Genomic DNA, 25,439 nt, shown 5'->3' on the forward strand with positions numbered 1-25,439 from the left:
TATTTGAGATTTTTCAGGCTAATTGATTTTAAGGATTGAGGGCTCGGGCTTTTGTTTAGGTTTCTCTTTGATTACCCGTCCGACGGCGAGTTACTCTCTTTATTACCCGTCCGACGGCGAAAAAGCCGTCGGACGGGTCGCTGCGAACGGGTTTATTCAGATTTTAGTGATTTGACCGGATTTACCAATGCTGCTTTTATTGATTCGTAACCAGCCGTAATTGCTGCCACAATAAATGTAATGGTGATGGCAAGAATCATAATTTCGGCACCGATCGGAATGCGGTATTCGTAATCTTCCAGCCAGCCGTGCATCACATACCAGCCAATTGGCGCAGCAATCAAAAAAGCCACTCCGATCAATAATGTAATTTCTTTTCCGAAGAGTCCGATAATATTGAAAACACTGGCCCCAAGAACCTTACGAACGCCAATTTCCTTCGTTTTCTGAGAAGCCATAAATTTCACCAAACCGTATAATCCCAGACAGCCGATAAAAATTGCGATGAAAGAAAATATCCTGATCAGTTTCAGCATCATGTTTTCAAGTGCATAATTTTTGGCAATGTTTTCATCCAGAAAGGATTGCTCGTAGAGGTAATCAGGAAAGTATTCATTCCATAATTTCTCTACACTTTTCATGGTCTGGTGAAGATTAGCAGTGTTTAATTTTACAGCGCAGGTGTAATAATAATCCTTGTAGCTGAAAATCGCGATTGGATTTATATCGCTTTTAAAAGAAGTATTATTCCAGTTTTTCAGCACACCATAAACCGGCGCTGTCACATCCCCGATTCTAAGATTTTTGCCGATGGCATCAGCAGGATTTTTCAAACCCAACCGCTCAACGGCTTTTTCATTAATCAAATAACCGCGGATAGTATCACTTTTAGGAATGTTTTCACCGGCAACAAATTGAAGTCCGAAAGTCTGTACATAATTATTGTCTGCAAGTTTAGTATTGATGGCCCACACCTCGTCTTTCTGACGCGTATCAAACCTGACATCGGTGGTATTGTTTGAATTGGTTGTCGGAAGGAATAAACAAAACGACGCGTCTGAAATACCTGGAATTTCCATCAGGCGCTGACGAAATGTGTTTTGGTCCACTTTTGCCGGTGTAGGAATGTCAACCTCAGCGATTCCTTTTGTTTCATAACCCACCGATTTGGAAAGCATAAAATCGACCTGGTTGTTGACAACCAGCGTACAAATCACTAAAAGCTGAATCAGAACAAATTGAAGTACAATAAGTCCACGGCGCAACGAAATCCCACCAATCTCCCGGGTGGATATGCTGCCCTTTAACGCAAGTACCGGCCGAAAGCCTGCGAGAATCCCGCCCGGATATGATCCTGCCAAAAGTACCACGCCGACAAAAATCGACACTAGAAAAATCCACAGCAAACTGTCGGCCAGGTTGATATTTATCGGCCAAGTTCCCGGCTGATCCAGCCAGTTATTGATATTGGGCACAACGAGAAGGGCGAGCACAAAACCGATTACCAGTGCAGCAAACGTGATTAATGCTGTTTCCGTCATAAACTGAATAAAAACCTGGCTTCTGGTACCGCCCACAGCTTTCCGGACACCGACTTCTTTGGAACGTCGCATTGCCTGCGCCGTAGCCATGTTTATAAAATTAAAACAAGCCGTTACAATCAAAAAAATCCCAATTATGCTCATAATCCAGATCCATTTCATCGGCATCGCTCCGTTGTAATTTTCGGAATGGTGCATCTCTGAAAAAGCAATAAGTGGATGTGCATAAAATTGATAGTCTTTACCGTGATATTTTTTGTTCAGTGCTGACATTTGCTTTTCAACACCTTTTACTTTTGCGTTTTCCGGTAATAAGAGATAACAATAGGTATTTGAATTTACTCCGCTCCAATTATCCAATCCGCTGCCGCCGTACTCAAATTTTGGATTGGCTGTAAGTGTTTGAAACGAAACAAAGAATTCATACGGCAAATCAGTATTTTCAGAAACGTTGTCGATTATGCCGGTCACTTCCAGGTTAAGTTCGTTTTCGAGCCTCATACTTTTTCCAATAGGATTTTCGGTCCCAAAATATTTTCGAGCCATTTTTTCGCTCAATACTATGGTATTTGGCTTTGAAAGTGCAGTTTTTGGATTACCAACCTGCCATTGAACATCAAAAATTGAGAAATATTCCGGCTGGACAAATGCCAGTGACGGCCCCTCCTGTTTGAATTTTTTGACTGCTTTCCCATTGTTATCCAAAGCTGCAAGAAATGAATTGTATTTTTCAAAACACATACTCACTGTGTACTGCGGAAATTCGGCTTCCATCGCCTTCCACATCGGTGCCGGAACCCCGCGGGAATAGTTCTTCCCGTCCGTTAGAAATTCCGTGGTGATCTGATAAATACGATCAATATTTTTGTGAGCATGATCAAATGAAGTCTGGAAGCGAATAAACCAGAAAACGATCAATGCACAAGCCAGCCCGATTGACAAACCTGCAACATTCAGAAATGCATACAAGCTGTTCCGCGTGAGATTTCGCCAGGCAATTGTGAAGTAGTTGTTAAACATAGCCAACTGATTTAGGAGTAAAGGAATTCTGCACAGGAACACCTTAGGTTGCTTTTACAAATTGGTAAGGTAAATTTTATGCCAAAATAATATATTATTGATAATCAAGTTATTATATAGCTAAAAAACAACAAAAGTGTCCGATAACGAACACTTTTGTTCAAGGACGAACGCCTTGTCGATCAAGAGGATTACGAAGATATTTTATTGATTGATACTTACAGATCCACCGCTTGCATGCAGATTCACAGGTATTCCACCACCGTTCATTTTTCCCTGTACCCGATCCTTTTCAACCTGACCGTCAAAGTTTTTCAGGCTTACGGTAACCTTATTTCCTTTCAAATTAAGATCCATTCCTTTGTCCATCGGCATATTAACCCGCAGACTTCCAGCCGAAGTTGAAAGATCGACAAACTTACCTACCTGCGTGATTTCAACTTCCATGCTTCCGCCACTGGTATGCGCTTTCACGCTTCCCGCAAGGCCCGCCAACCGAACCGATCCACCCGAAGTTCCGGCATCCAGCGCCCCTTTGATACCGTCGCCTTTGATACTCCCACCACTTGTATGTGCCATAATATCCCCATCCAGACCGTTCAAACTCAAACTTCCGCCAGAGGTCTGAAGATTAATTTTTCCGTTCAATTCACTGGCTTTGATACTTCCGCCCGAGGTTTGTAGCGTGATATCCTGCTTGCATTTTTCTACATCAATGCTTCCACCCGAAGTTTGTCCGTTGACCGTCCCAACCAGATCAGAAACTTTTAGACTTCCACCACTGGTCCTGAAATTCTGGTCTCCTGTGAGTGAAGAAATTCGGATACTTCCTCCGCTTGTTCTTAGATTTGTGGAAATGCTGCGTGGCGTGTAAACTTTGAACGAGATTGAAACACTGTTTTTGTCCCAGCCAGTTTTATTTTTACGCTGAGCCGTTGCCTTTACGCTATTTCCTTCGGTACCGATAAAAATATCGAAATCTTCCAGTTTGTCTTCTATTTCATCTTTGCTCAGATTTACTTTCCCATTCCAATTGTTTGGACGCACATACATTTCAACTTTCACGCCGCTAGCCTGTGTCCCGGCCACTTCAATAGATCCACCGGAAGTTTCTACCACAAGGTTCGAAACAGCCGCTGTGAAATTCTTGCTGACGTATGGTTTTTCGTCTGAGTTTTGCGCGCAGGACGTAAAAGCGATAAATAATGCAAATAAAAGGGGGAGTAATTGTGTCTTTTTCATGATCTAATAAGTTTCGTTTGACACAGGATGTTTTTTTATAAACAGAAGTTGCGTGAAGGTTAAATCTTTTTTTCAAACTGCCCTATTCTGATTATCCGGAAAACGATTCTAATTAATCAAATAGTTCATTAACAGATATTTACGTTAACCTAAAAACAAAAAAAGTGCCCATCAGCGGACACTTTTTTTGGATTATCAATAACCCTTACTTTCAATTTTTCTTAATCTCGTATACTTCTATCTCATTGTAAAAATTCGTTGCACCCCATCCACATTGTACCTCACGCTTCCTTCCTGTCAGGCTGTAACGAATATGAACTTTCGTAAATGAATAACTGCTTTCGATCTTGCCCAGCACCTTTTCAACCTCTTTAAGTCCGTTTTCACTCGGCAAATAATAAAGCGTTGAATCTCCTGATGGAATCTCAAAATGCCATGCGCAACCATCTGTTGCAAGCATATTGATCCACTGACCGTCACTTTCAATAATTTCTACCTCTTTCTGAACAACTTTTTCATCATTACAGCTGATCCAGGCCAATAGTCCAAATAAAATGATACCGATTTTCATAATCTTCGCAGTTTAGAGTTTATTCTAGTTGCAGGCGCCAGCCGTATATTTTTTAACGCCGGCAGCAATAGCATGGCAATCGTTCCCATAAGTCTGACCATCGCAACCACAAACAGGCATATATATCTGGTAACAGGCAATATCCTTTTTTTCGCCGACGCAGTCAGCTCCCGGAAGCTCGTCTTTTTCATTACAACTCCCAAAAGCCAGCAAGAAAAAGCACATGATAATCTTTTTCATAAATGGAAAGTTAATTTCAGAAAAGACGCATCCAAACGAAAAAAGGTTGGAAACCAACCTTTTAATTTTTCAAAAATTACAAAATCTAGTTTTTAAAAAATGACGCAAACCATTTTCCAGATTCCTTAACAACTCTTTCCTGGGTTTCGTAGTTAACATATACCAATCCAAATCTTGGATGATACCCTTCTGCCCATTCAAAATTATCCAGCAGAGACCACGCGAGGTATCCCGCAACTTTCACACCCTCGTTTTTTGCTTTCAGAATGTTCTTCAAATAATCTTCAAAAAAACGTATTCTCCTTTCATCCATCACCTTTCCGTCTTGTAATTTATCTTCAAATGCCGCTCCATTTTCCGAAACAATAATCTCTCTGACGCCCGAATAATTACTGAACTGTTTAAGAATATCATACATCCCGTCCGGAGCGACTTCCCAGCCCATAACTGTCAAAGGAACATTTCTCTTTTTTGCAGGAATTTCTTCCAGCCATAAAACCGGTGCGAAATAGGAGTGTTTTACAATGATCCTGAAATAATTTTGAAGACCTATAAAATCAAAATCGAAAGCCAGTTTTTCTTCATCACCCGGCTTAATAAATCTTTTGATATTGTTTAAAAACGGGAAAACGTCAGTCGGATAGCCAAGCCCCAAGGCCGGTTCGAGAAAGAGGCGATTCATGATGGCATCCGCCCGTTGCGCTGCCCGTACATCCTTAGGTTTGTCTGTGAATGCCTGTACATGAGAACAGGAAAGCGCAGTGCCTATGTATGCATTTTGTACCAGATTCCGGATTATCCGGCCGCCTTCGGCATTGCATAAAGCTAAATGATGTACAACCGGTAAAAAATTGAATATACCTTTTTTTCCAGGAGCATGCATTCCGGTGGTATATCCCAGACCTGCGACTGCTGTTGGCTCATTTAAAACAATCCAGTTTTTTACTCTGTCACCAAAATTCGTCGCACAAATGGTCACATATTCCGAGAACCAATCGATAATCCCACGATTTCTCCAACCCCCTCGATCTTCCAGAGCCTGCGGCAAATCCCAATGATATAAAGTAATCCACGGCTCAATTCCCAGATCAAGGCACTTATCAATTACGCGATTGTAAAAGTCTATTCCTTTCTGATTGACATCACCCGTCCCGGCTGGCAAAATTCTGGACCAGGAAAGCGAAAACCTGAATTCTTTAAAACCCAGCTCCTTCACAAGTTCAAGGTCACACTCGTATCGGTTATAGAAATCACATGCAATCTCGGCATGATGGCCGTCTTTAATTTTGCCCTTTTGTTTGGTAAAATTATCCCAGATAGACGGTCCGCGCCCATCCTCATCCACAGCGCCTTCAATTTGAAATGCCGCCGTTGCCGTTCCCCACCTAAAATCTGTCCCGAAATCACTAGCCGTAATTGTATCCATTTTCACATTGAAAATGGCGGTCTGGTCAGACAGTATATCTAAATTATCAAAATCAACTTCTTTCAAAACTCACACTAATTACAATTCATACAGGAAGTTATCAACGTAAAACTAAACTGAATAATTTCCAAAAAGGTAACAATCTGGTAATCTTATGAAAAATTTAATATTGGAAGTATCCGATCTGCCCATGGAGCTACATTTCTTTTTACAGTAATAAAAAAATCCTTCACCTGTACAGAACAGATGAAGGAATTTAAAACTAATAACGCTATTACTTATCTTACTACCTGAATTCTTTGCTTTGTAACCAGGCCGCTTTTTTGTTTAAAAGTCACGATGTAAGTTCCCTGAGCCAGGCTGCTGATATCAATATCGCTTCCACTCGGAGAAAAATCCTTTACTTTCATGCCTTTTACGTCATAGATCTGAATGCTCGCGATTTTCTCAACTCCTGTTTTTAGTTTCATAAAGTTTGAACTCGGATTCGGATAAAGTACGGCAGATTCTTCCGTCACAAAATTCTCATTAACGATACGACTATATGCAAAAGTCAAATCCTGATCGATCATTCGTAAACGATATAAATTATTTCCGTTTGCAGGAGCCGCATGTGAGAAGCTATAAGATTTAATAATATTGCTTTCTCCCTGCGCAACTACAACACCTAATATTTCCCACTGTTTCCCATTTAGGCTATGCTGCACTTCAAATTCTTTCGAATTGGTTTCCATTGTCGTTGCCCATACCAAAGAAGCTGAATTTCCTTCTTTTTTAACAGCGAATTCGGTAAGGGTAACAGGCAATGGCGTTCCACTTGTAATGGAAAGACATCCCAGGTCAAAGATGAGCGTTTCACCATTTGAAACAAGTTCAACTGAAACGAACCTGGTATTTTGAGGAGCTCTTTCAGAAACGGTAAACTTCTGAAGGCCAACTGCCGCAGCAGAGTAAATTTTTGTAACCGGAGTCTCCTTGGTTGAAATCTCTCCCCGATCAATATTCAAAAATCTCAGTCTAAGTTTTTGTCCGTTCACTGCACTCACGCCGGCATAGATAGAGAAAGTTACAGTTGCAGCCGGATCAGCTGATTTTTCTAACGAAAGCGTTGATTTACCAGTCACTTTTCCAGATTTCGAACCACAAACTACATATTCATAAGCAGTTTCAAAAGTGCCGCCAGTTTTCGTCCATTCGCCTGTTCCAGCTTCGAAACTTGGGTCAGTCAATTTATTGTCGTTGCATGTTTCGCAAACAGGGACAGTCACGGTTAAACACGCTCCGTCTATTTTGAAATAGTCACCACTTGCCGAAATCGCCTCCACTCTTACAGTCTTGGTGTTGGCCGGAGCAGTTCCATTGAGTGTATATTTTTTAAGAATTGGCTGGCCAGATGGCACAATATCCACGTCCCAGTCAACATCAACGCTGGTTGAGGCCAACAAAGTACTTCCATTATAAAAGGAAAGTTTAAATTTCTGCCCCCGTTCTTTGTGATATCCGCCAAACATTGAGAAGTTAACAAATGCACCCGGGACAACAGCCACTTCCTGATAGATGTTGCCCGCTCCGGTTAGAACTTGTGCTTTATCTCCGCATATATCATAAAAATTGTTAGCATTCCATGTTCCAGACTTAGTCCATGAACTCGTGGTCCCATCCTCGAAACTAGGATTCTTCAAAACATTTCCATCACAAGAACACTCCACTGCAGGTGCTTTGAGGGTCATACAAGCTCCATCCACTTTAAACCAGTCGCCTTCAGCAGCAGTTGCCTCTGCGCGTACAAAAACTGCATTTGCCGGTGCAGTTCCGGTAAAAGAATATTTTTTCAAAATTGGTACATTAGATGGAGCTGTATCAACATCCCAATCTACGACTTTCGACTGGATAGTACTTGTGATTACCTTCTTATCAGCATCAAGAAATGATAATTTAAAAGTTTGAGATTTCGCCTTGTGATATCCACCCCATATGGAAAAGCTCACCTCTGTATTGGGAACTACCTGAACGTCCTGATAGATAGAACCATTGTTCTGTAAAACAGCGGCATCATCTCCGCAAACCGCGTAGGTGCCGTCAATACCCCAACCAGAAGATTTCGTCCAGCCATTAAAATGATCATTATCTTCAAAACTGGGGTTGATAAGCACATTTGTATTACAAGTTGAACAGTCAGCTTTTGGTCTTGTAGTTGTGGGCATGGAGCCTACTGAAGAAATGTCTTCAGTTGACTTATCGATGTTAGCAATATTGAAGGCTAAAACAGGGTTCACCGAAGCGCATAGCAATGCCATGCACAAGGCAGCAAAATTTTTAAAGGATTTCATGTAGTTGTATAGTTTTAAACAATAAGGAATTAGTTAAAATAATTAAAATGTAATAATAATTGTATCATGCTACGCCATCAAAAAAGTTCTATAAAGGCATCCATGTTTTAGCTCGTTCATTGGATCAAACCTATTCGAAAAACTTCGGTTTGAAAAGGGTTTCTTACAGACAATGATGTTATTCTAAAATTCTGACGAGCGTCTTTCAAACTTTTCTCACGATGAAAATGAGATAATTACAGATGCAAATGTAAAAACATTTCTATATAAAAATCAACACAATTATATAATTAAATCAATATTTAGTAAATAAAAAAAGAAAATCTACCTAAGATAATAAAGTAGTTCTACACCAATAATTTAAATACATCTACGAACAAAATACACTTAAAATGGCTATACAACAGTGCAAAAGTGTAGAAATCTAAATTCCCATCGCTGACGGCCCCATCCAGGCCAACATTATAAAATATAACTATTTAAAGAAACCCAAAACGTTATAGTTTAGATTCGGCATAGAAAAACATTTATATACATTCGAAGGGTATTTTTTTATATGGGGCGAAACTTGGAGCTTACCTGGCCGAATAATCTAAATGTTCAGGGACGCAACCGGACTCAAATTAAATTGTCGGAATAATGCAAAAACCCCTTTTCTATAATGCCATTGAATAAAACTTCATTACTTTGGAAGCCTAAAAAAATTCGGGAAGATTCCGAAAAACTTAAAGCACTATACGTAAGCGGTGATATTAAAGGTCTTCACCAGATTGCTTGCCTAAAACTTCTGGTTTTAGAAACCAATAACAAAGCGTTTATTAATGGTAATTTGATAGTTCTTAAAAAAATTAAATTACTTCAAGATAGGTACGTTTGGAACTGTGCAGAAGAAACCAAATTATCATCCAAATATTCTCATATACTTGTAGAAGTCATTGTATGTAGGATACTACCAGGAATAATTAGTGCAGGTGCAGTTGATTTTACTCGTTTTACAGTTTTTTGGTAAAAAAAACTTCATCACGACATGATGATTGGGATCTTAAAAAATCAAAATAAGTCCAGATTCAGGATAATTTACGAGAAGGAGAAGTGATATCTCCCCGTGACTAAGGAGATAACCAGAATAATTAAAGAGAAACTAATACATTTTAAAGATCTATGTCCAGAGACATTTGCCGACCGCTGATATTGGAGAAGACGAGGCAAAGTTTACAGATATGGAGGGTAATACTCAACTAAAATCTCACATTTCACCCAGCTAATTCTACATTATTGGCTTTAAAAACTAGATTGTAATAAGCAGTGCTCAGGCCGCGCCTAAGACAAGATCCTTAACACCAAAGATCTCCCGCAATTCTGTGAGTGCTTTACGAATCCGGGATTTAACTGTTCCCAGCGGAAGCATAAGTTTTGCTGAAACTTCTTCATGTGTATAACCCTGAAAATAAACCAGATCGATCAGGATACTCTTTTCGGGCAGCAGTCTTTCCACAATAGCACGTATATCAATCGTAGCGGGAATCGGATTAAAAATGACTGCATTTGTTAGATCAACCTCCTGCACGTGCTCCCAGTTTACACCTTTTGAAAGTTTTACATCCAGGCGTAAACGGTCTATGGCCGTATTCCGGGCTATATTCAACAGCCATGTAAACAAAGTGCCTTTGTCAACATTGTACGCATTGATGTTCTTCCAAATCTTCAAAAAAGAATCCTGCATGACATCGGCTGCCTTTTCTTCGTCTTTGACAATCTTCAATATAATACCATACAGAGCAGGCGAATAGTGGTCGTACAAATACTCGAACGCATCTTTGCTATTACTCTTTAAAGAATAAATTAGTTCTTTTTCAGTATAAGTAAATTTCCTTGTCATCTTTTGGTATTGTTAACAATTTCTGTGGAAAGTAAGGCAGCTTTTTTGCAGTATAACACACATAAAAATTACGTTCCTCAAAAAAAAGTGTTGAATTATGGGTAATTATTTCCCACTTAATTGTGTAAAATTTAACCGTACAACCACCATCTCTAAACGTTGTACAAACTTGCCCACAGTTGAAAGGTATTTTTTAATTCATTAGCTTACTGGTATTTAAAAAATTAACATCTAGACAATCTGACCAGATCTTATGAAGCGACTTTTCATCATCATCACACTCTTTTGCCTTAAAACAGATATTTATGCTCAGCCTTTCTCAAACTCATCTCAAAAAACCGACAGCCAGCTTGCGACCAAGCTGGAAAAGGCGATGGCTGGTTTCAAAGGTACCGCTGGCATATATGTCCGGAATCTAAAAACCAATAAAACAGCATCTGTCAATCCGGATTCCATATTTCCCACAGCGAGTATGGTTAAAATCCCGATTATGATCGGATTGTTTGATAAAATAAATAAAGGAGAACTAAAATTCGATCAGACACTAATCTATCGGGATTCCTTAAAATACGATGACGGTATTGTTGGTTCACTGAAAGACAGTACCAAAATCCCGATGCCGAAAGTGGTCCATCTCATGATTTCCCTAAGCGATAATACCGGAAGTTTGTGGCTCCAGGCGTTGGCAGGAGGCGGAGCAGCCATTAATCAATGGATGGAAAATAATGGATTTAAACACACACGTGTAAATTCGCGCACTCCAGGCCGCAAGATAGGCCAGGCAACTTATGGATGGGGACAAACGACGCCCCGGGAAATGGCGGAACTGATGGTGATGATCCGGGAAGGCAGAGCGATCAGCGCGGATGCCAGTGAACGGATGTACCGATATCTTGGAATGCAATTCTGGGATGGCGAGGCACTTTCTCAAATCCCGTCCAACATAAAAACCGGTGCAAAAAGCGGTGCTGTTAACCAGGCCAAATCTGAGGTCGTGATGGTACACGCGCCGCATGGCGATTATGTATTTTGCATCACAACAAAAAATCAGCAGGATCAGCGTTGGGAAAGAAGTAATGAGGGTTATTTATTAATCAGAAAAGTGTCTGAAATAATATGGAATCACTTTGAACCAAAAAGCAAATGGAAGCCAGTTAAAAACTATGAAAGCTGGTGGTTTTAACGCAAAATCCCTGATCATAAAATTTACAACCAGGGATCAAAACTATTTTAACCGTATCAAATCAATGAGCTTCGCTGGATTCGATACCCAGGATTGTCAGGCGGTAAGGAGTAGCTGAGACTTTGATTCTGTCGATCCTCGCAAAGTCATTGATGTCTATTTTTAATAACTCACCACTTTTTGGCTGTGTCACATACAAATACTTTGAAGTCGCTTCAATCTGCGGCTTTTGCGTTTCATCCTTGAAGGTCGCTGGAATAATGTTTCCGCTTTTCAGCACGGCATTTGTTTTCAGATCATAAACCCTTACCTCTCCACTGTGTAAAAGTGCGATCAGCTTATTGCCGGCATAGTCTACTTTTGCCTGAATTAAATCCGTGCTTTCGATGATAGGCGTAATCTTATCCGTGGTTGGATCTATCAGGTATGCTCCCATGGCTGCGGTATATCCGATAAATTTGCCGGCACCTTTTGCTTCAATAACAGATCCGAACCACGCCGTCCCGAAACTGGCAGGATGTGCAATCAAATGCTGTTTTCCTGTTGATTCTACGACCAAAATGCCGCTGGAAGATCCAAAAAGGGAAACTTTTCCATCACTCGCATTTCCATGAATACCTTTGGTCTGTACAGTCGATTCGAAAAGTGTCTTTCCTGACTCATCAATAATTTTCACACGTTCTGGCAGAGACCCTGCTACTGATCCGTCTTTCACCGTGATTGCATAAGTACCATTGTCAAACTTCGTCATCGCCCCATGATGGGCAATATTACCTGCATTGACCGTTTTCATTTTCGCTCCACTGACATGGAAATCAGCCTCTTTGGCGATACTCAAAGTTCCGTCTCCGTCGTTGAACGTAATGATTTCGTCACCCTTACTTTTAAAATGCGTTGGCTTATTACCATCGCCGATCAAAGCGCCAAACTTCGGAGTTCCTTTCATGTCCACATGATCTCCATGCCCTTCGAAACCTGTATCAAATAATTGGACAAGATTGTTGGCAGTGCTTACCACAGCCCCAAAACGTCCTGCCTGCGTTGGATACAAGGCAGCTTTCGGATATTGGGCCTGAAAGGATTCAACGGTTAGTTTCACCGGATCGACCAACGAAAGTTCTTTGGTCGTTTCATCATTGACAAGAATACGAACAAACTTGTATTCAGTTTCCTCAACCGGATCAACGACCTCTTCCTCGTCTTTTTCACAGGAAGCAAAAGCAGAAATAATAAGAATGGCTAATAGCGTTTTGAATAAATTCCTTTTCATAGCGATTATTTTAAATGCAACAATGATGCAAATATAATTCAACCGAGAACAAATGCAACAATGATGCAAAAAAAATAATTTTCAAATTTTGATCAGGAATTATCTTTCAAATAGTAATATTAAATATCAGGAAATTGTTTTGTCAATCAGAAATTACCTTTGGGCATAGGTGTGAAACACAAGGCAAAAAATTAAAAGTTGTAAAAAAGCAGGTCATTAAAAACAAGAAAATGGTCAAAAGTTGTGGCCCACACCAACAACCCCCGACCACTCCCTGACAACAAATGACAATTCCTGACTACAAATGACTACCCCTGACAACCTCCTGACCAAAAATGACAACCCTTTACGCAATCGCTCTGTTATGCTGCAAAAATCTTCTACTTTCTTTTTTAACAAAAGTGATTGGGACGTACTCGTCATTTGGCGCCCCGATGTAATATACTGCCCATTCAGGATCCTGGTGCGCAAGCATTTCGCTGATACAATCGGCACGATGGCCCGCTGGATTAGAGCAATTGTCCCAGTAAAACAGCTCGACCCGATAATGAAGTTGTTCCTTTAATCCATTAACCGTCACTTCGATTTCGATCTCATGTCTTCCTGGAATGGTTGGGATCGGTATAGCTATATGGCTCATATGATTGAATGTTTAAATTGTTTCTAGTCTGATTTAAGTGACTCAACAGGATTCATCATCGCAGCCCTGACCGACTGAAACCCGACCGTCAGAAAAGTGATGATCAAAATCAAGACTCCCGCTGACACAAATGCCCACCACGGAATATTGATCCTGTATGCAAAATCCTGTAACCAACTGTCCATTGCATACCAGGCCACCGGTGTTGCTATGACGATGGAAATGAATACCAATTTGAAAAAATCTTTTGATATCAGAGCGACAACGCTGGCGACACTGGCGCCCAAAACTTTTCTAATGCCGATTTCTTTGGTTCGTGTTTCGGCCGTAAATGTGACAAGTCCGAAGAGACCCATGCAGGCAATAAAAATAGCGAAAGACGTGAAAACCGTAAACATCCGGGACATTCTGATTTCCGTTTTAAATGTCTCATTAAAAGCGTCATCAAGGAAATAATATTCGAAAGGCTTATCGGCAGCGTATTTTTTGTAAATTTTTTCTATGGATTCAATCTTTTCTTTGATGTTCGTTCTTGTATCCATTTTGGTAAACAAAACTGCCGACGACTGAGGTTCTGCCAGAAGATTTGTGGTATCACTAATGATAACAAGCCCAGTGGATCTGACATTTTCCTGCACATTTGTAAAGTGAAAGTTTCGAAGAATGCCGGCAATATTCCGGTTGAAGACTTTCTGCCCAACAGGATTACCCTTTAACCCGAGCTCACTTACCGCGACTTCGTTTAATATCACCGATTGTCCATTTTTCCAAGAAACTCCTTCCGGTTTTACTTTCCATGCAAGACCAAAAGTCTTGATAAAATTGGGGTCAACTTCTGAATAAACAACACTGATATCTTTTTTGGTATCCACATTTTTCTCAAAAAACATATTATACCCTTTGAATAAACCGGTATTGGAAAGGGCCACTTCCTCAACGCCTGCTAGAGCCCCTATCTCGTTTTTGAAAGAAAAGTATTTTCCCCCGACTGACCCGCCTAACGTTATTCCAAGTATTTGATCTTTATTAAACCCCAGTTTTTTGTTTTGCATAAAGCTTAATTGATGCTGAACAATGAAGCTGCAAACGATCAACGCGATCGTTACTGAAAACTGGAAAACCATAAAGAATTTTCGTAGTGAACCTCCTTTTTGCTGACTCGCGAACCTTCCTTTCAAAACTGTAACCGGCGAAAACCCGGACAAAACCAATGCGGGATAACTTCCTGAAATAAATGCACATAATATAAGTACACCCGCCAGTATCAAAACAAAAACTGGCGAAACGAGGAAGGATGCATCGATTCTCAGATCCAGTAAATCGTAAAATGGCTGTCGCAACATTTCTACTAAAAGAAAGGACAGTAAAAAAGCCAGGCAACAAACCAGAATTGATTCGGTGTAAAATTGTTTAACAAGACTGCTCCTGCCCGCTCCTGCGACTTTCCGAACACCAACCTCTTTGGCTCTAAGGGTGGAACGCGCTGTGGTCAGATTCATATAATTAAAAAGTGCCAGACAAAGAATCAGCGCCGCAATACCTGCAAAGATATTGATCAAACGTACGTTACCCGTATTCGTAAAATCGTTTTGAAGATGTATGTTTGAAAATTTCTCCAGGATATAAGCAGACTGCTCGTCAAATGCACCCGTTCTGTTTCCGGCCGCTACAATATTCTTTTCAACCAGTGAAACCGATTTTTCAGAATTCAGTAACAGGTAGATATTAAAGGCTCCGGCCTCCTCCCACATGGATTTTTGATTCTCGTCCATTTGAGGTATTGTATTGACAGAAGCAACAAAATCGAAATTTATCGTAGAATTTGATGGCGGATTATAGGCGACTCCGGTAATTTCAAACAAATGTTTCCCTTCATATAATAAAGTTTTTCCAATCGGATTTTCAGCTCCAAAATATTTCAATGCGGCCCGCTCGGATATGACCATCGTGTAAGGTTTTATCAAATAATCACGCCCACTTTGTTCTTTCAGTTTGAATGAAAAAACCTTGAAAAAAGTATCGTCTGCAAAAATGAAATGCTGTTCAAAAAATAGATTTTCCGGTTTATCAGGATTTTTGATGGTAACCTTATTATATGCTGTTTTTAACCTTATATAGTTTTCTATTTGCGGTGAAGATTCCTTTAAGTATGGCGCCAGTTTTGCATTGAAATTGATCGTTTGCATCTGCCGGTCATCCATATCTATCCTGGCAAGAATCCGGTAGATCCGATTGCCTTTCTCGTGAAACTTGTCAAAACTATATTCATGTACCACAAACACCAGGATCAGCATCGATACAGCCATGCCTATGGCAAGCCCGAAAATGTTAATAAAGGAATAAACTTTGTGATTCCAAAGATTCCTCAGCGCGATTCTGATATAGTTTTTAAACATGGCACGAGATCTGGTTTATTCCGATTTTAAAGATTTCACCGGGTTCATTAACGCCGCTTTTAGACTTTGGAAACCTACCGTCAGCAACGCAATAAATACTGCTGCCAGACCAACAATTATGAAAATCCATACACTTATTTCTATTCGATAGGAATAATTATCCAGCCATTTCTGCATGGCATACCATGCCAGCGGCGTTGCGATGGCGATCGACAAAATAACCATTTTGACAAAATCCTGAGAGAGCGTGTAAACGATGTTGGTAATACTTGCGCCAAGCACTTTGCGTACGCCAATTTCTTTTGTCCGCTGCTCAATTACCATTAAGGCAACCGCAAACAAACCAAGACAGGAAAGTAAAACCGCAATACCTGATGCGAGACTAAACATTTGAGAAAATTTCTCCTCGTCTTTATACCAGGCATCTGTGTTTTCATCTAAAAAAGTACCCTTAAATTCCGACTGAGGCGCCACTTCCTTCCAGACACCCGAAATTTTGTCCATGGCACCAACCAGACTTGCCGGTGTAACGCGGACGAAAATATAACTGATCGGTTCATTATCTGAGAGATACATGGTCACTGGTTTTTTGTCGTTTTTGGACGAATAAAGGTTAAAATCCGGCACCAAACCTATAATCTGGTACTTTGCTCCTGCCGTATCTGTTTCGAAAAATTTCCCAACCGGATCCTTCTCTCCGATCATTTTCGCCATGCTTTGCGTGATGATCACACGATTGACCGAATCTGTTTGATAAGCAGGATCAAACTCGCGGCCATCCAATAATTTAATTCCCAACGTTTTCAGATAATCGTAGTCGATATGCAGCCAGTCCGATGAAATTTCCTGATCTTTATAAGTAAATCCAAGAACACTACGCGAAGTGCTCCTGTCTTTTCCAACGCCCAGATTGACAGTGCTTCCGGAAAGAGAAACGACATTAGGATCTCCATTAAGCAAATTGCGCATGCGTTTTAAAACCTGCTGGCCATTTACTTTATTACCAACCGGAATACTAATGACCTGCTCTTTTGTAAATCCTAACGGTTGAGCACGGAGGTGATCCACCTGCTGAATGGCTATGATCGTACAGCAGATCAATAAACTTGATAAGGTAAATTGAGTTACTATAAGTGAATTCCTTAATATCCCTGGACGCGTCAGGGTAATTTTCCCTTTAAGAACTTCAACGGCATTAAATTTTGACATTTGCCATGCGGGATATCCCCCGGCAATTAAGGTTACCAATAAAAAAAGAGTAACGATAATGACCAACCTGTCAGGCTGGAAAATGTATTCCATCGAAAGTTTGCCTTGGAAAGTCGCATTAAATTTTGGCAGGAGCAGATATGCCAATAACATCCCAACCACAAAACCTCCAAAACAGATCATCGCGGCCTCCCCCCAAATTTGAACAAAAAGCTGATTTTTTAGCGCTCCGAGAGATTTGCGAACACCCACCTCGCGGGAACGCGTAAATGACCTGGCGACGGTAAGATTTATAAAATTAATACTCGCAATCAGAAGAATAAAGAACGCAATTCCTGACAATGCATATACAACTGCAACGGACGAACCGCTGCCACCGGAAATATCCTTATCAAAATGAAGATTTTCAAGCTTTTGCAACCGGATAGCAAAAAGATCGCCGCGACTATCTGCTTCTGCACCTTTCTTTTTCAACTTATTGATATTATCTGCAAAATATTTAATTGCGAAAGATTTCAGCCGATTTTCAAAAACGAGCTGATCCGTGTTAGGTTTGAGCTTAATAAAAGCCCGATGTGACATGGCGTCCCACTGTTTTTTTTCCCGGTAATAACCTCCATGATTTTCAATACGGATAAAAGCGTCAAACCGAAGCGTAGAATTGTCCGGAAAATCTTCAAGAACACCTGTTACCAGATAAGGCTTTTTATTTTCATCTCCGCCAAGCAAAAGTTGTTTACCCACAGGATTTTCCGAACCAAAAACAGCCTTTGCCATATTTTTACTAATGACAATATCGCTCAACCCGTTCAGCGCCGAATTCCGATTGCCTTCTAATAATGGAAAAGAGAAAATCTTAAAAAAATCTGCGTCAACAAGCTGAACCTGTTTATCGAAATATTTTCCGTTGTATTCAATCAAACTGCTTCCGTTCATGAATCTCGTTGCTGCTTCAATTTCCGGATACTCCGCTTTTAAAGCCGGGGTAAATGGTATCGGCATTGATCCCGAACGTTCCGGTTTTCCCGGTTCGTTCGAAAACAGATAAGTTTGAAAAATTCTCTCCCCATCTTCATGAAAATTATCGAAAGACAGTTGAAAATAAACTGTCATAAACAGAAATATACTGATACAAAAGGCCACGGAAAGACCAACAATGTTGATTGCCGCATAACCTTTGCTCTTCCAGATATTTCGAAAGGCAATTTTGAAATAATTACGTATCATGGCTAAATCCTGTTATTGTATTGTGGTCAATCCCAATTCTCTTTCTGTTTCTTCAACGATATGCAAACGCTCACTTTCCGATTTATTTTTGGCATTAATCGTGCGCTCGTATTCATACTCTTCACCTTCCTTTTCGTACTTATACCGCAGAAATAATTCGCCACATTCAGCATTATATCTAACCTCTTTCGAAAAAGATTTTTGTGTAGCTGACGAAAGATTTTTAATTGAATTATTAGAAGTCGCAGTTTCCTCCATGTTGACAACCACCTCAGATTTAGGCGCTTTAGGAGGCTTAGCTGTTTTGGAAACTTTGGGGACCGTAGGTTTTTCCGGTATTTCGGCAACGAAGACGTCTAGTGAATCTAAAATTTTATCCTTAAAAACCAGCCTGGCAATTTTATCCAGGGAAGAAATATCAAAAGTGTGATCAAAATCGAATTCCTCACCATCAATATTGCCGCTCATGTGAATAGAAAGCGCGTTCCCGTCGGTGGTAACATTTCGACAAACTGTTTTTGACTGTCCGAATGCGACAGAGTTAGTAACGGCAAGAAAGAGAAATATATATTTTTTCATGACTAAATTGGTTATTCAGATTTTAAAGATTTTACCGGATCCATCAACGCTGCTTTGATGCTTTGGAATCCGACAGTTAGTATAGTGAGAAACAGTGCAAAAAAACCAACCAGAGCGAACACGTACCATTTCAACTCGACGTGATACTGATAACGTTGAAGAAAACTTTTAACAAAACTGTAAGCAAGCGGAAGTCCGATCGCGATCGAAATTGTAACAAGGACGATAAAATCGCGCGACAACATTATGGCGATTTCCTGAACATTTGCACCGAGAACTTTACGAATTCCAACTTCCTTGATGCGTTGATTGGCAGCCAGGGTGATAAGTCCAAAAATACCGGCAAGCGCTATGACAATAGAAAGAATGGTTACGAAATTTACCATTTTCCAGATACCATCCAGATCATTATACTGCCTGCTAACCTCATCAGATAAATAGAAAAACTTGAACGGCTTTTTAGCCGGGATCTTTTTCATTTTCGATTCCAGCGATGCAAGTACCGTCGCCGCATTTTTGCTATCATCAAATTTAATTGTCAGGTAACTGTTCAAGGCTGCTTTCCCTTCATACCAGTGAATCAGCGGTTCGATCCGTTCTTTTAATTCCTGATAATGAAAATCCTTCATCACGCCCACGATGGTATATACTTTTTGATTGCTTTTTGGCCGGAGACGCTTTCCAACTGCTGATTTCCAACCAAGTGCTTTCATCGCAGATTCATTGATAACGACCGGATTGTTTTCTCCGTTTCCATCCAGTTCCTCAGAAAAATCCCGGCCTTCCAACATCCTGATATTGTAGGTTTTAGTATAGGACGAGCTTGTTCCAGCCTGCTTGAGCCTAATTTCTTTATCAGGCTCAGATTCGGAAAAATAGACGTTGTAATTATTCCAGTATTTTGTCGGAACAACACCGGAAGTGGCTATACTTTTTATATGAGGATTTCGTTTCAAATCATCAAGAATTCCCGTAAACTGTCCTATCGCTGCATTCTCATCCTTATATTGCAAATCCGACTGAACGACGACGATATTTTCTTTATCAAAACCGACATTTGCTTCCCTCATGAAACCAATTTGCATTCGAACGCTTACTGCACCTAGAATAAGAATAATGGTAAGTATAAACTGGATTACAATCAAACTCTCCCGCGTCCAGCTTCTTGACTGTGTGTTCTTTGTAATTTTTCCTTTTATCGTGTCTCGGATATCAAGTTTATTCAGATACAGGGCAGGATAAGTACCCGCTATAAAAGCTATAATTCCAATGATAAGCAGTAGGGTCAGCATCGTAACTTTATCCTGCTCCCAATTCAACATCAGCTGCATACGCCCCTGGCGATACTCGTTGAACTGAGGGATTAGATAAGAAACTGCAAAAAATATCGAAAGTATTAAAGCCGAAACCAGAACAATCCCGGATTCAAACCAGAACTGGGTTAAGATTTGCCGTAGATTTGAACCTGTTACTTTTCTAACTGCGACTTCCTTTGCCCTTGTAAAAGCGATTGCTGTATTTAAATTGATAAGATTAATACTAATAATGAGCAAAATAAAACCAGCGATGGTCATTGCTCCAAAGATCATATTTTTGAAAAAGGGGTTCTGAAAATGGATAAAATCTTTTATCGGAGTAATACGAATTTTTCGAGCCTTCCCGCCCTCAGCGAAATGCGTTTTAACAAATTCGGGGAATTTTTCTTCGAGCTTACTGACAGATGCTCCGTTACCAAGTTTAATATAAACGGTTGCGAAGGTGTTATACCAGTCTGCGTTTTGCTGAAAATTCTTGTCTGATTCCAGATTTGAAATAGGCATTAATACTTCAAACTGGATGGTAGAATTATCAGGCAAATTTTGCAAAACTCCCGTTACAGTAAAATTCAGGGTATCATTTATAGAGACAATTTTTCCGACCGGGTTCGTATCACCAAAAAGCGATACGGCGATATCATTGTTGATAAGAATGGATTGCCTGTTTTTTAACGCAGTTGCGGCATTACCATATTTAAGCTTAAAAGAAAAAATATCAAAAAAAGTATTGTCGACATATTTTGTACTTCCCTGAATATCCTTGCCTTTATAGTTAATCCAGGCATTCCCCCACCCCTGAACATGTGTCCCGTTTTCAATTTCTGGATAAGTCTTCAGCAGCTGTTCTAAAATCGGATAAACAGTCTGGTTATATCGGCTGTCTTTATCTTCTGTCTGGATAAAATAAATCTGGTCGCTGTCCTGATGGAATGTGTCGAAAGTTAATCCTCTTTGGATGAATAAAATCAGGACTACCGCGCTTGCCAAGCCAAGAGAAAGACCAAGAAGATTTATCCCGGTAAACAGCCGGTTTTTCCAAAGTGAACGAAAAGCAATTTTAATGTAGTTTTTGAACATGATTACAGCCTTTCATAGGATTGACGACAACGCGCGTGCTGTTGTGATTTCACATAACCGGGAATTGTCCAATGCAAATATTAAATTATTATACCACATTCAATCATTCAGTATAACATACTAATAATCAAACTATTAATTCATTTAAAACAAAAACAAGGTGTCCGAAATCGGACACCTTGTTCATTTGCGTACTTTAAAAAAATCTATTTTAACGGTAAAATCCTAACCTTCGATTTTTGTTCATAGAAGGTAACCAAACTCCCCTGTTCTAAATACTGTAAGTACTCCATTAGGCAGGATATTACAGTTTCACCAATATATTCAGGCAGCAGGTTTTGACTTCGAACCTGGAAAACACTTGGTGCATTCGCGTTGGTGGCAGCGAGTATGGATCCAAAATCCAGGTCATTTGTGAAAACAACATAGTTATTGACTTTGGCGTATTCGAAAATAATGTTGTCAGGATCATTTGCTTTACCAACATTTGACCAGTGAATTGCTTCAATATCATTTTCGAGAAAGAACTTTGTCCAGAAAGGAGAAAGATTCATATCAATCAGAATCCTCACGCAGCAAGAAATGGAACCTCTATTTCCTCTGAGCGCCAGGCAGCATAAGAAAGTGCCTGTTGAATATCTCCTTTTTCCAGATAAGGATATATAACAAGTAATTCATCGAAACTCTTACCCGCCGCAACCAAACCAACTATTGTTCCGACAGTTACTCTCATACCTCTGATGCACGGCTTCCCCCCCATGACATTAGGATCAAATGTGATTCTATCTAATTCCATTTTACCTCAGCGTTTTCTCAAAAATAATAATAATTTTAAAGAACTTAAAATATGAAATTTTACTAAAAAGCTTCCGCAGTCTTTAAACTCTTCACAGGAGCGGTAACTGACAGTTTTAAACAGGGAAAAGGCATAAAATATTACTATAGATCCCAACCGCTACAACCTACTCGCTTCGCAACGACTTCACCGGATTTTTCAAAGCAGCTTTTATAGATTGGAAACTGACCGTCATGAGTGCGATAGCAACGGCAAGAACGCCGGCGAGTGCGAAAACCCACCAGGAAATATCGACCCGGTATGCGTAATCTTCCAGCCATTTACTCATTCCGAACCATGCCAACGGAGCAGCGATGACAAAAGCGATTATGACCAATCGCAGAAAGTCCTGAGAGATCAGGTTAACAATTTGAACAACACTAGCGCCTAACACTTTACGGACACCAATTTCTTTCACACGCTGCTCCACAGAAAAGGATGCAAGACCAAATAATCCTAAACAGGAAATCAGGATCGCAAGCATGGCCAGTATGCCTACAATTTCGCTTAACGTGTTGTCCGCACGATATAATTCTGCAAAATGATCATCCAGAAATTCATATTCAAAATCGTCGTTTGGCGCAATTTCTTTCCAGGTTGACTGGATATCTGCAATCGCCTCCTTAGCCTTGCTGCTGTTTACCTTCACAGACATTTCACCAAATCCCCAGTCATTATTATTTAAAATGCAAAGCGTTTCTATTTTGTGATGAAGCGAATTAAAGTTAAAATCTTTGGCAACGCCTATCAGCACACCAGCAGAATCCATTCCGCCAAAACCGAAATTTTTACCTATTAAATAATCAAGCGATTTACCCGGCGTTTCCTTCAACAACTCTTGGGCCATCGTTTCATTCACGATGTATGCTTTCCCATTATCCGAATCACCTTCTTTAGCAAAGTTACGACCAGCCACCAAAGGAATTTTATATAAGGTCAGATAGTCTTTGTCAACAACCACCTGGGATGTAGCCATTTCCCGGACCGGACCATCTCCGTGAAATCTCACGCCGGTCTGGTGCATATTATTTCCCAGTTTTTGCCTCGAAGCGGTCACTGCAACGATATTGGATTTTGACAACAAAGCCTCCTTTAACGCCTGATAGTTTTTATTGCCCTGCATACCTAGCGGAATCGTGACAACCTGCTCACGGTCGAATCCAATGTTCGCCTTCTGCATATAATTGAGCTGGCGGACCGTCAAAACGGTTGCGATCATCAGAAATATGGCACCTGCAAACTGACCGACAACCAATATATTTCGGAATGATAATTTCTTCCCAGCCGTCTGCATAGTCCCTTTTAAAACAGTAGAGGCATTAAATGAAGAAAGATAAGCTGCAGGATAAAGCCCGGAAATGATACCGACAACAATTGCGCCGCCCAGCAAAGAGAGCAACAATGATGGCTGACTAAAAATTGAGAATTCCAGTTTCCGCTGACTTAGTTCATTAATATAAGGCAGCAATAAATACACGAAAGGAATAGCAACGAGCAATGCAAAAAAACACAACATAACAGATTCGCCCAGAAACTGCAAACCCAGCTGAAAGCGTCCGGATCCGCTTGCTTTTCTGATACCAATCTCCTTCGCTCTTCCAGCAGAGCGCGCTGTGGAAAGATTCATAAAATTGATACAAGCAATCAGTAGAACAATGAAAGCGATAACTGAAAACACATAGGTGTAATTCTGATCAAATTTCTGGTAATTCTGATAGTCGTGGGTGATGTTGGTTGAATTGGAATGAACCTCCCTCAGCGGTTGCAGAAACAATTCATAAAACTTCCAGCCGCCTTCTTTCATATTTCTTTTCAGGAAGTCGGGGAAACGTTTTTCAAGCGCAGCCACGTTAGCATCCTTTGATAATTCGAGGTAAGTCACCATCCAGTTTCCTCCCCAGTTATTCATCAGATCCGGTTTGGCAAAAGTGCTTAAAGAAAACAAGCCATCAAACTGTAAATGTGAGGTTTTGGGAACATTTGCGAGCACACCTGTAACCACAAATGTTGTGGTATCGCCACCGTAAACCGTAACGTTTTTACCAATTGCCTCCTCCTTTCCAAAAATTTTGAGCGCATTTTCTTCGGTTAGCACAACGCTGTTCGGCTTCTGTAATACCAGATTCTTGTCTCCTTGTAACAAATGAAAATCAAACATCTGCAAAAATGTAGAATCAACATAATAGCCCGAATTCAAAATCTGTCTTTTATCGTTATACCACAACTTAACCTTACCCATTGTGCTTATCCGGGCATAATTCAGGATTTCCGGATAATCATTTTTAAGCGTCGGCCCCATGGGGTACATGGATAAAGCCACATTCTGCGGGGCAACCATCCCTTCATATTTCTGAACCTCATCCAACCGGTAAATATTCTTGCTGTGCATGGTATCAAAGCTTTTTTCATAAAAAACAAAAAGCATGATGATGATACAAGCCGTTATCCCGGTCGCCAGACCGAGAATATTCAACAGTGAATAAACCTTATGTTTCCAAAGGTTTCTCCAGGCGATTTTGAGGTAGTTCTTGATCATGTCAGTAGGATGGCTTTCAACGATTGGACGTCAAACAATTCAAGTGAAAATTTTGATCCGAGAGATGAAAATCCATTTTCAGATCAAAATTTTTACCAGCTGATATTTATAAATTGTGTTTACTATTTAAGAAAATTAAAACAACCAAGATACTTACGCAGGAGAAAACGATGTAAATTTTCTTATTTAACTAAACGTGAATTTTTTCTGTAACTACCTTACCATCAAATAGATTGACGATACGGTGTGCAAAACCAGCGTCATAGGGCGAGTGGGTTACCATGATGATTGTGGTCCCAGCCGCATTTAACTGACTTAGCAAAGCCATCACCTCTTCACCATTTTTTGAGTCAAGGTTACCTGTTGGCTCATCCGCAAGTATTGTTTTTGGCGTGGCAACTACCGCACGTGCTATGGCTGTACGTTGCTGTTGTCCACCGGAAAGCTGCTGCGGAAAGTGGTTGCGGCGGTGCATCATATTCATACGGGTAAGGGAAGCTTCAACCTTTTCTTTCCGTTCCGCGGGAGGTGTTTTCAGATATAACAGAGGAAGCTCAACATTTTCATAAACCGTAAGTTCATCGATGAGGTTAAAACTCTGGAACACAAAACCGATGTTTCCCTTACGAATCTGAGCACGCTGGCGTTCAGACATTTTCCCAACCTCGGTGCCATAGAATTCATACGATCCATCACTTGGATTATCCAACAAGCCAAGGATATTCAGAAGCGTTGATTTCCCGCATCCGGAGGGTCCCATAATAGCGACGAATTCTCCGTCCTTAATTTCCAGATCGATACCGTTTAAGGCGGTGGTTTCTACTTCTTCCGTAGAAAAAACTTTCTGTAAGTTGTCAATTTTGATCATATTTCTTTTAGCTGTTGGCTATTAGCGTTTGGCTTTTAGCTTGGTTATGGGTAT

The 25,439-nt window shown here is 40.4% G+C and carries 19 protein-coding genes; 2 read left to right on the forward strand and 17 right to left on the reverse strand.

The window, feature by feature from the left end:
• Positions 1–152 precede the first annotated feature (152 nt).
• The 6 genes from AC1XUO_RS01805 to AC1XUO_RS01830 all read right to left on the reverse strand — a co-directional run bounded on the left by AC1XUO_RS01805 (position 153) and on the right by AC1XUO_RS01830 (position 8,370).
• Complete coding sequence (locus AC1XUO_RS01805) at positions 153–2,561, reverse strand: ABC transporter permease (RefSeq protein WP_483328044.1); 2,409 nt, start codon at positions 2,559–2,561, stop codon at positions 153–155.
• Positions 2,562–2,765: 204 nt separating this feature from the next.
• Entirely contained in the window at positions 2,766–3,803 is a 1,038-nt protein-coding gene (locus AC1XUO_RS01810; RefSeq protein WP_483328045.1) for a DUF4097 family beta strand repeat-containing protein, read from the reverse strand.
• A 211-nt stretch (positions 3,804–4,014) separates the two neighbouring features.
• Positions 4,015–4,374 (reverse strand): hypothetical protein, encoded by a 360-nt coding sequence (locus AC1XUO_RS01815; RefSeq protein WP_483328046.1) that lies wholly within the window; start codon positions 4,372–4,374, stop codon positions 4,015–4,017.
• A 24-nt stretch (positions 4,375–4,398) separates the two neighbouring features.
• Positions 4,399–4,614: a Kazal-type serine protease inhibitor family protein gene (locus AC1XUO_RS01820; protein WP_483328047.1), complete on the reverse strand. Its 216-nt coding sequence runs from the start codon at positions 4,612–4,614 to the stop codon at positions 4,399–4,401.
• Positions 4,615–4,699: 85 nt separating this feature from the next.
• Positions 4,700–6,040, reverse strand: coding sequence for a GH1 family beta-glucosidase (locus AC1XUO_RS01825; protein WP_483328654.1), 1,341 nt, complete (start codon positions 6,038–6,040; stop codon positions 4,700–4,702).
• 278 nt (positions 6,041–6,318) lie between these two features.
• On the reverse strand, positions 6,319–8,370 hold the full coding sequence (locus AC1XUO_RS01830) for a T9SS type A sorting domain-containing protein (protein WP_483328048.1): 2,052 nt from the start codon (positions 8,368–8,370) through the stop codon (positions 6,319–6,321).
• 661 nt (positions 8,371–9,031) lie between these two features.
• Between AC1XUO_RS01830 and AC1XUO_RS01835 the strand changes: the two genes are divergently transcribed.
• Positions 9,032–9,379, forward strand: a complete 348-nt coding sequence (locus AC1XUO_RS01835; RefSeq protein ID WP_483328049.1) for a hypothetical protein — start codon at positions 9,032–9,034, stop codon at positions 9,377–9,379.
• A 300-nt stretch (positions 9,380–9,679) separates the two neighbouring features.
• Here the strand turns inward: AC1XUO_RS01835 and AC1XUO_RS01840 are convergent, their stop codons facing one another.
• Positions 9,680–10,249, reverse strand: a complete 570-nt coding sequence (locus AC1XUO_RS01840) for an RNA polymerase sigma factor (RefSeq protein WP_483328050.1) — start codon at positions 10,247–10,249, stop codon at positions 9,680–9,682.
• Between the two features lie 253 nt (positions 10,250–10,502).
• Between AC1XUO_RS01840 and AC1XUO_RS01845 the strand changes: the two genes are divergently transcribed.
• Positions 10,503–11,432: a serine hydrolase gene (locus AC1XUO_RS01845; RefSeq protein ID WP_483328051.1), complete on the forward strand. Its 930-nt coding sequence runs from the start codon at positions 10,503–10,505 to the stop codon at positions 11,430–11,432.
• Between the two features lie 61 nt (positions 11,433–11,493).
• On the opposite strand, the gene AC1XUO_RS01850 is transcribed toward AC1XUO_RS01845, so the two are convergent.
• From AC1XUO_RS01850 to AC1XUO_RS01895, 10 genes are all read right to left on the reverse strand, one after another.
• The gene (locus AC1XUO_RS01850; RefSeq protein WP_483328052.1) at positions 11,494–12,702 is read right to left on the reverse strand and encodes a YncE family protein; all 1,209 of its coding nucleotides are present in this window, start codon (positions 12,700–12,702) and stop codon (positions 11,494–11,496) included.
• Positions 12,703–13,048: 346 nt separating this feature from the next.
• A complete protein-coding gene (locus tag AC1XUO_RS01855; RefSeq protein ID WP_483328053.1) occupies positions 13,049–13,342 on the reverse strand; it encodes a hypothetical protein in 294 nt (97 codons plus the stop codon).
• A 23-nt stretch (positions 13,343–13,365) separates the two neighbouring features.
• Positions 13,366–15,738, reverse strand: a complete 2,373-nt coding sequence (locus tag AC1XUO_RS01860; RefSeq protein ID WP_483328054.1) for an ABC transporter permease — start codon at positions 15,736–15,738, stop codon at positions 13,366–13,368.
• Positions 15,739–15,753: 15 nt separating this feature from the next.
• On the reverse strand, positions 15,754–18,174 hold the full coding sequence (locus tag AC1XUO_RS01865; RefSeq protein WP_483328055.1) for an ABC transporter permease: 2,421 nt from the start codon (positions 18,172–18,174) through the stop codon (positions 15,754–15,756).
• A gap of 12 nt (positions 18,175–18,186) precedes the next feature.
• Positions 18,187–18,753, reverse strand: a complete 567-nt coding sequence (locus AC1XUO_RS01870) for a hypothetical protein (protein WP_483328056.1) — start codon at positions 18,751–18,753, stop codon at positions 18,187–18,189.
• An 11-nt stretch (positions 18,754–18,764) separates the two neighbouring features.
• The gene (locus AC1XUO_RS01875) at positions 18,765–21,146 is read right to left on the reverse strand and encodes an ABC transporter permease (protein ID WP_483328057.1); all 2,382 of its coding nucleotides are present in this window, start codon (positions 21,144–21,146) and stop codon (positions 18,765–18,767) included.
• Positions 21,147–21,352: 206 nt separating this feature from the next.
• Positions 21,353–21,718 carry a DUF5615 family PIN-like protein gene (locus tag AC1XUO_RS01880; RefSeq protein ID WP_483328058.1) on the reverse strand — a complete coding sequence of 122 codons (366 nt, stop codon included), beginning with the start codon at positions 21,716–21,718 and terminating at the stop codon, positions 21,353–21,355.
• Positions 21,715–21,942, reverse strand: coding sequence for a DUF433 domain-containing protein (locus AC1XUO_RS01885; protein WP_483328059.1), 228 nt, complete (start codon positions 21,940–21,942; stop codon positions 21,715–21,717). Before AC1XUO_RS01885 ends, AC1XUO_RS01880 begins: the two co-directional genes overlap by 4 nt.
• A gap of 166 nt (positions 21,943–22,108) precedes the next feature.
• A complete protein-coding gene (locus AC1XUO_RS01890) occupies positions 22,109–24,517 on the reverse strand; it encodes an ABC transporter permease (protein WP_483328060.1) in 2,409 nt (802 codons plus the stop codon).
• Positions 24,518–24,707: 190 nt separating this feature from the next.
• Positions 24,708–25,385, reverse strand: a complete 678-nt coding sequence (locus tag AC1XUO_RS01895) for an ABC transporter ATP-binding protein (RefSeq protein WP_235148871.1) — start codon at positions 25,383–25,385, stop codon at positions 24,708–24,710.
• Positions 25,386–25,439 lie beyond the last annotated feature (54 nt).

The sequence above is a fragment of the Dyadobacter sp. HNCC25DJ186 genome (genome assembly GCF_056895235.1).

What these genes read in the sequence shown, in the direction of transcription:
- AC1XUO_RS01865 (WP_483328055.1), bottom strand. Translation starts at nt 18,174, where the DNA reads ATGATACGTAATTATTTCAAAATTGCCTTTCGAAATATCTGGAAGAGC.
- AC1XUO_RS01845 (WP_483328051.1), top strand. Translation starts at nt 10,503, where the DNA reads ATGAAGCGACTTTTCATCATCATCACACTCTTTTGCCTTAAAACAGAT.
- AC1XUO_RS01805 (WP_483328044.1), bottom strand. Translation starts at nt 2,561, where the DNA reads ATGTTTAACAACTACTTCACAATTGCCTGGCGAAATCTCACGCGGAAC.
- AC1XUO_RS01810 (WP_483328045.1), bottom strand. Translation starts at nt 3,803, where the DNA reads ATGAAAAAGACACAATTACTCCCCCTTTTATTTGCATTATTTATCGCT.
- AC1XUO_RS01840 (WP_483328050.1), bottom strand. Translation starts at nt 10,249, where the DNA reads ATGACAAGGAAATTTACTTATACTGAAAAAGAACTAATTTATTCTTTA.
- AC1XUO_RS01895 (WP_235148871.1), bottom strand. Translation starts at nt 25,385, where the DNA reads ATGATCAAAATTGACAACTTACAGAAAGTTTTTTCTACGGAAGAAGTA.
- AC1XUO_RS01875 (WP_483328057.1), bottom strand. Translation starts at nt 21,146, where the DNA reads ATGTTCAAAAACTACATTAAAATTGCTTTTCGTTCACTTTGGAAAAAC.
- AC1XUO_RS01885 (WP_483328059.1), bottom strand. Translation starts at nt 21,942, where the DNA reads ATGGAATTAGATAGAATCACATTTGATCCTAATGTCATGGGGGGGAAG.
- AC1XUO_RS01830 (WP_483328048.1), bottom strand. Translation starts at nt 8,370, where the DNA reads ATGAAATCCTTTAAAAATTTTGCTGCCTTGTGCATGGCATTGCTATGC.
- AC1XUO_RS01835 (WP_483328049.1), top strand. Translation starts at nt 9,032, where the DNA reads ATGCCATTGAATAAAACTTCATTACTTTGGAAGCCTAAAAAAATTCGG.
- AC1XUO_RS01890 (WP_483328060.1), bottom strand. Translation starts at nt 24,517, where the DNA reads ATGATCAAGAACTACCTCAAAATCGCCTGGAGAAACCTTTGGAAACAT.
- AC1XUO_RS01855 (WP_483328053.1), bottom strand. Translation starts at nt 13,342, where the DNA reads ATGAGCCATATAGCTATACCGATCCCAACCATTCCAGGAAGACATGAG.
- AC1XUO_RS01870 (WP_483328056.1), bottom strand. Translation starts at nt 18,753, where the DNA reads ATGAAAAAATATATATTTCTCTTTCTTGCCGTTACTAACTCTGTCGCA.
- AC1XUO_RS01815 (WP_483328046.1), bottom strand. Translation starts at nt 4,374, where the DNA reads ATGAAAATCGGTATCATTTTATTTGGACTATTGGCCTGGATCAGCTGT.
- AC1XUO_RS01850 (WP_483328052.1), bottom strand. Translation starts at nt 12,702, where the DNA reads ATGAAAAGGAATTTATTCAAAACGCTATTAGCCATTCTTATTATTTCT.
- AC1XUO_RS01820 (WP_483328047.1), bottom strand. Translation starts at nt 4,614, where the DNA reads ATGAAAAAGATTATCATGTGCTTTTTCTTGCTGGCTTTTGGGAGTTGT.
- AC1XUO_RS01860 (WP_483328054.1), bottom strand. Translation starts at nt 15,738, where the DNA reads ATGTTTAAAAACTATATCAGAATCGCGCTGAGGAATCTTTGGAATCAC.
- AC1XUO_RS01825 (WP_483328654.1), bottom strand. Translation starts at nt 6,040, where the DNA reads ATGGATACAATTACGGCTAGTGATTTCGGGACAGATTTTAGGTGGGGA.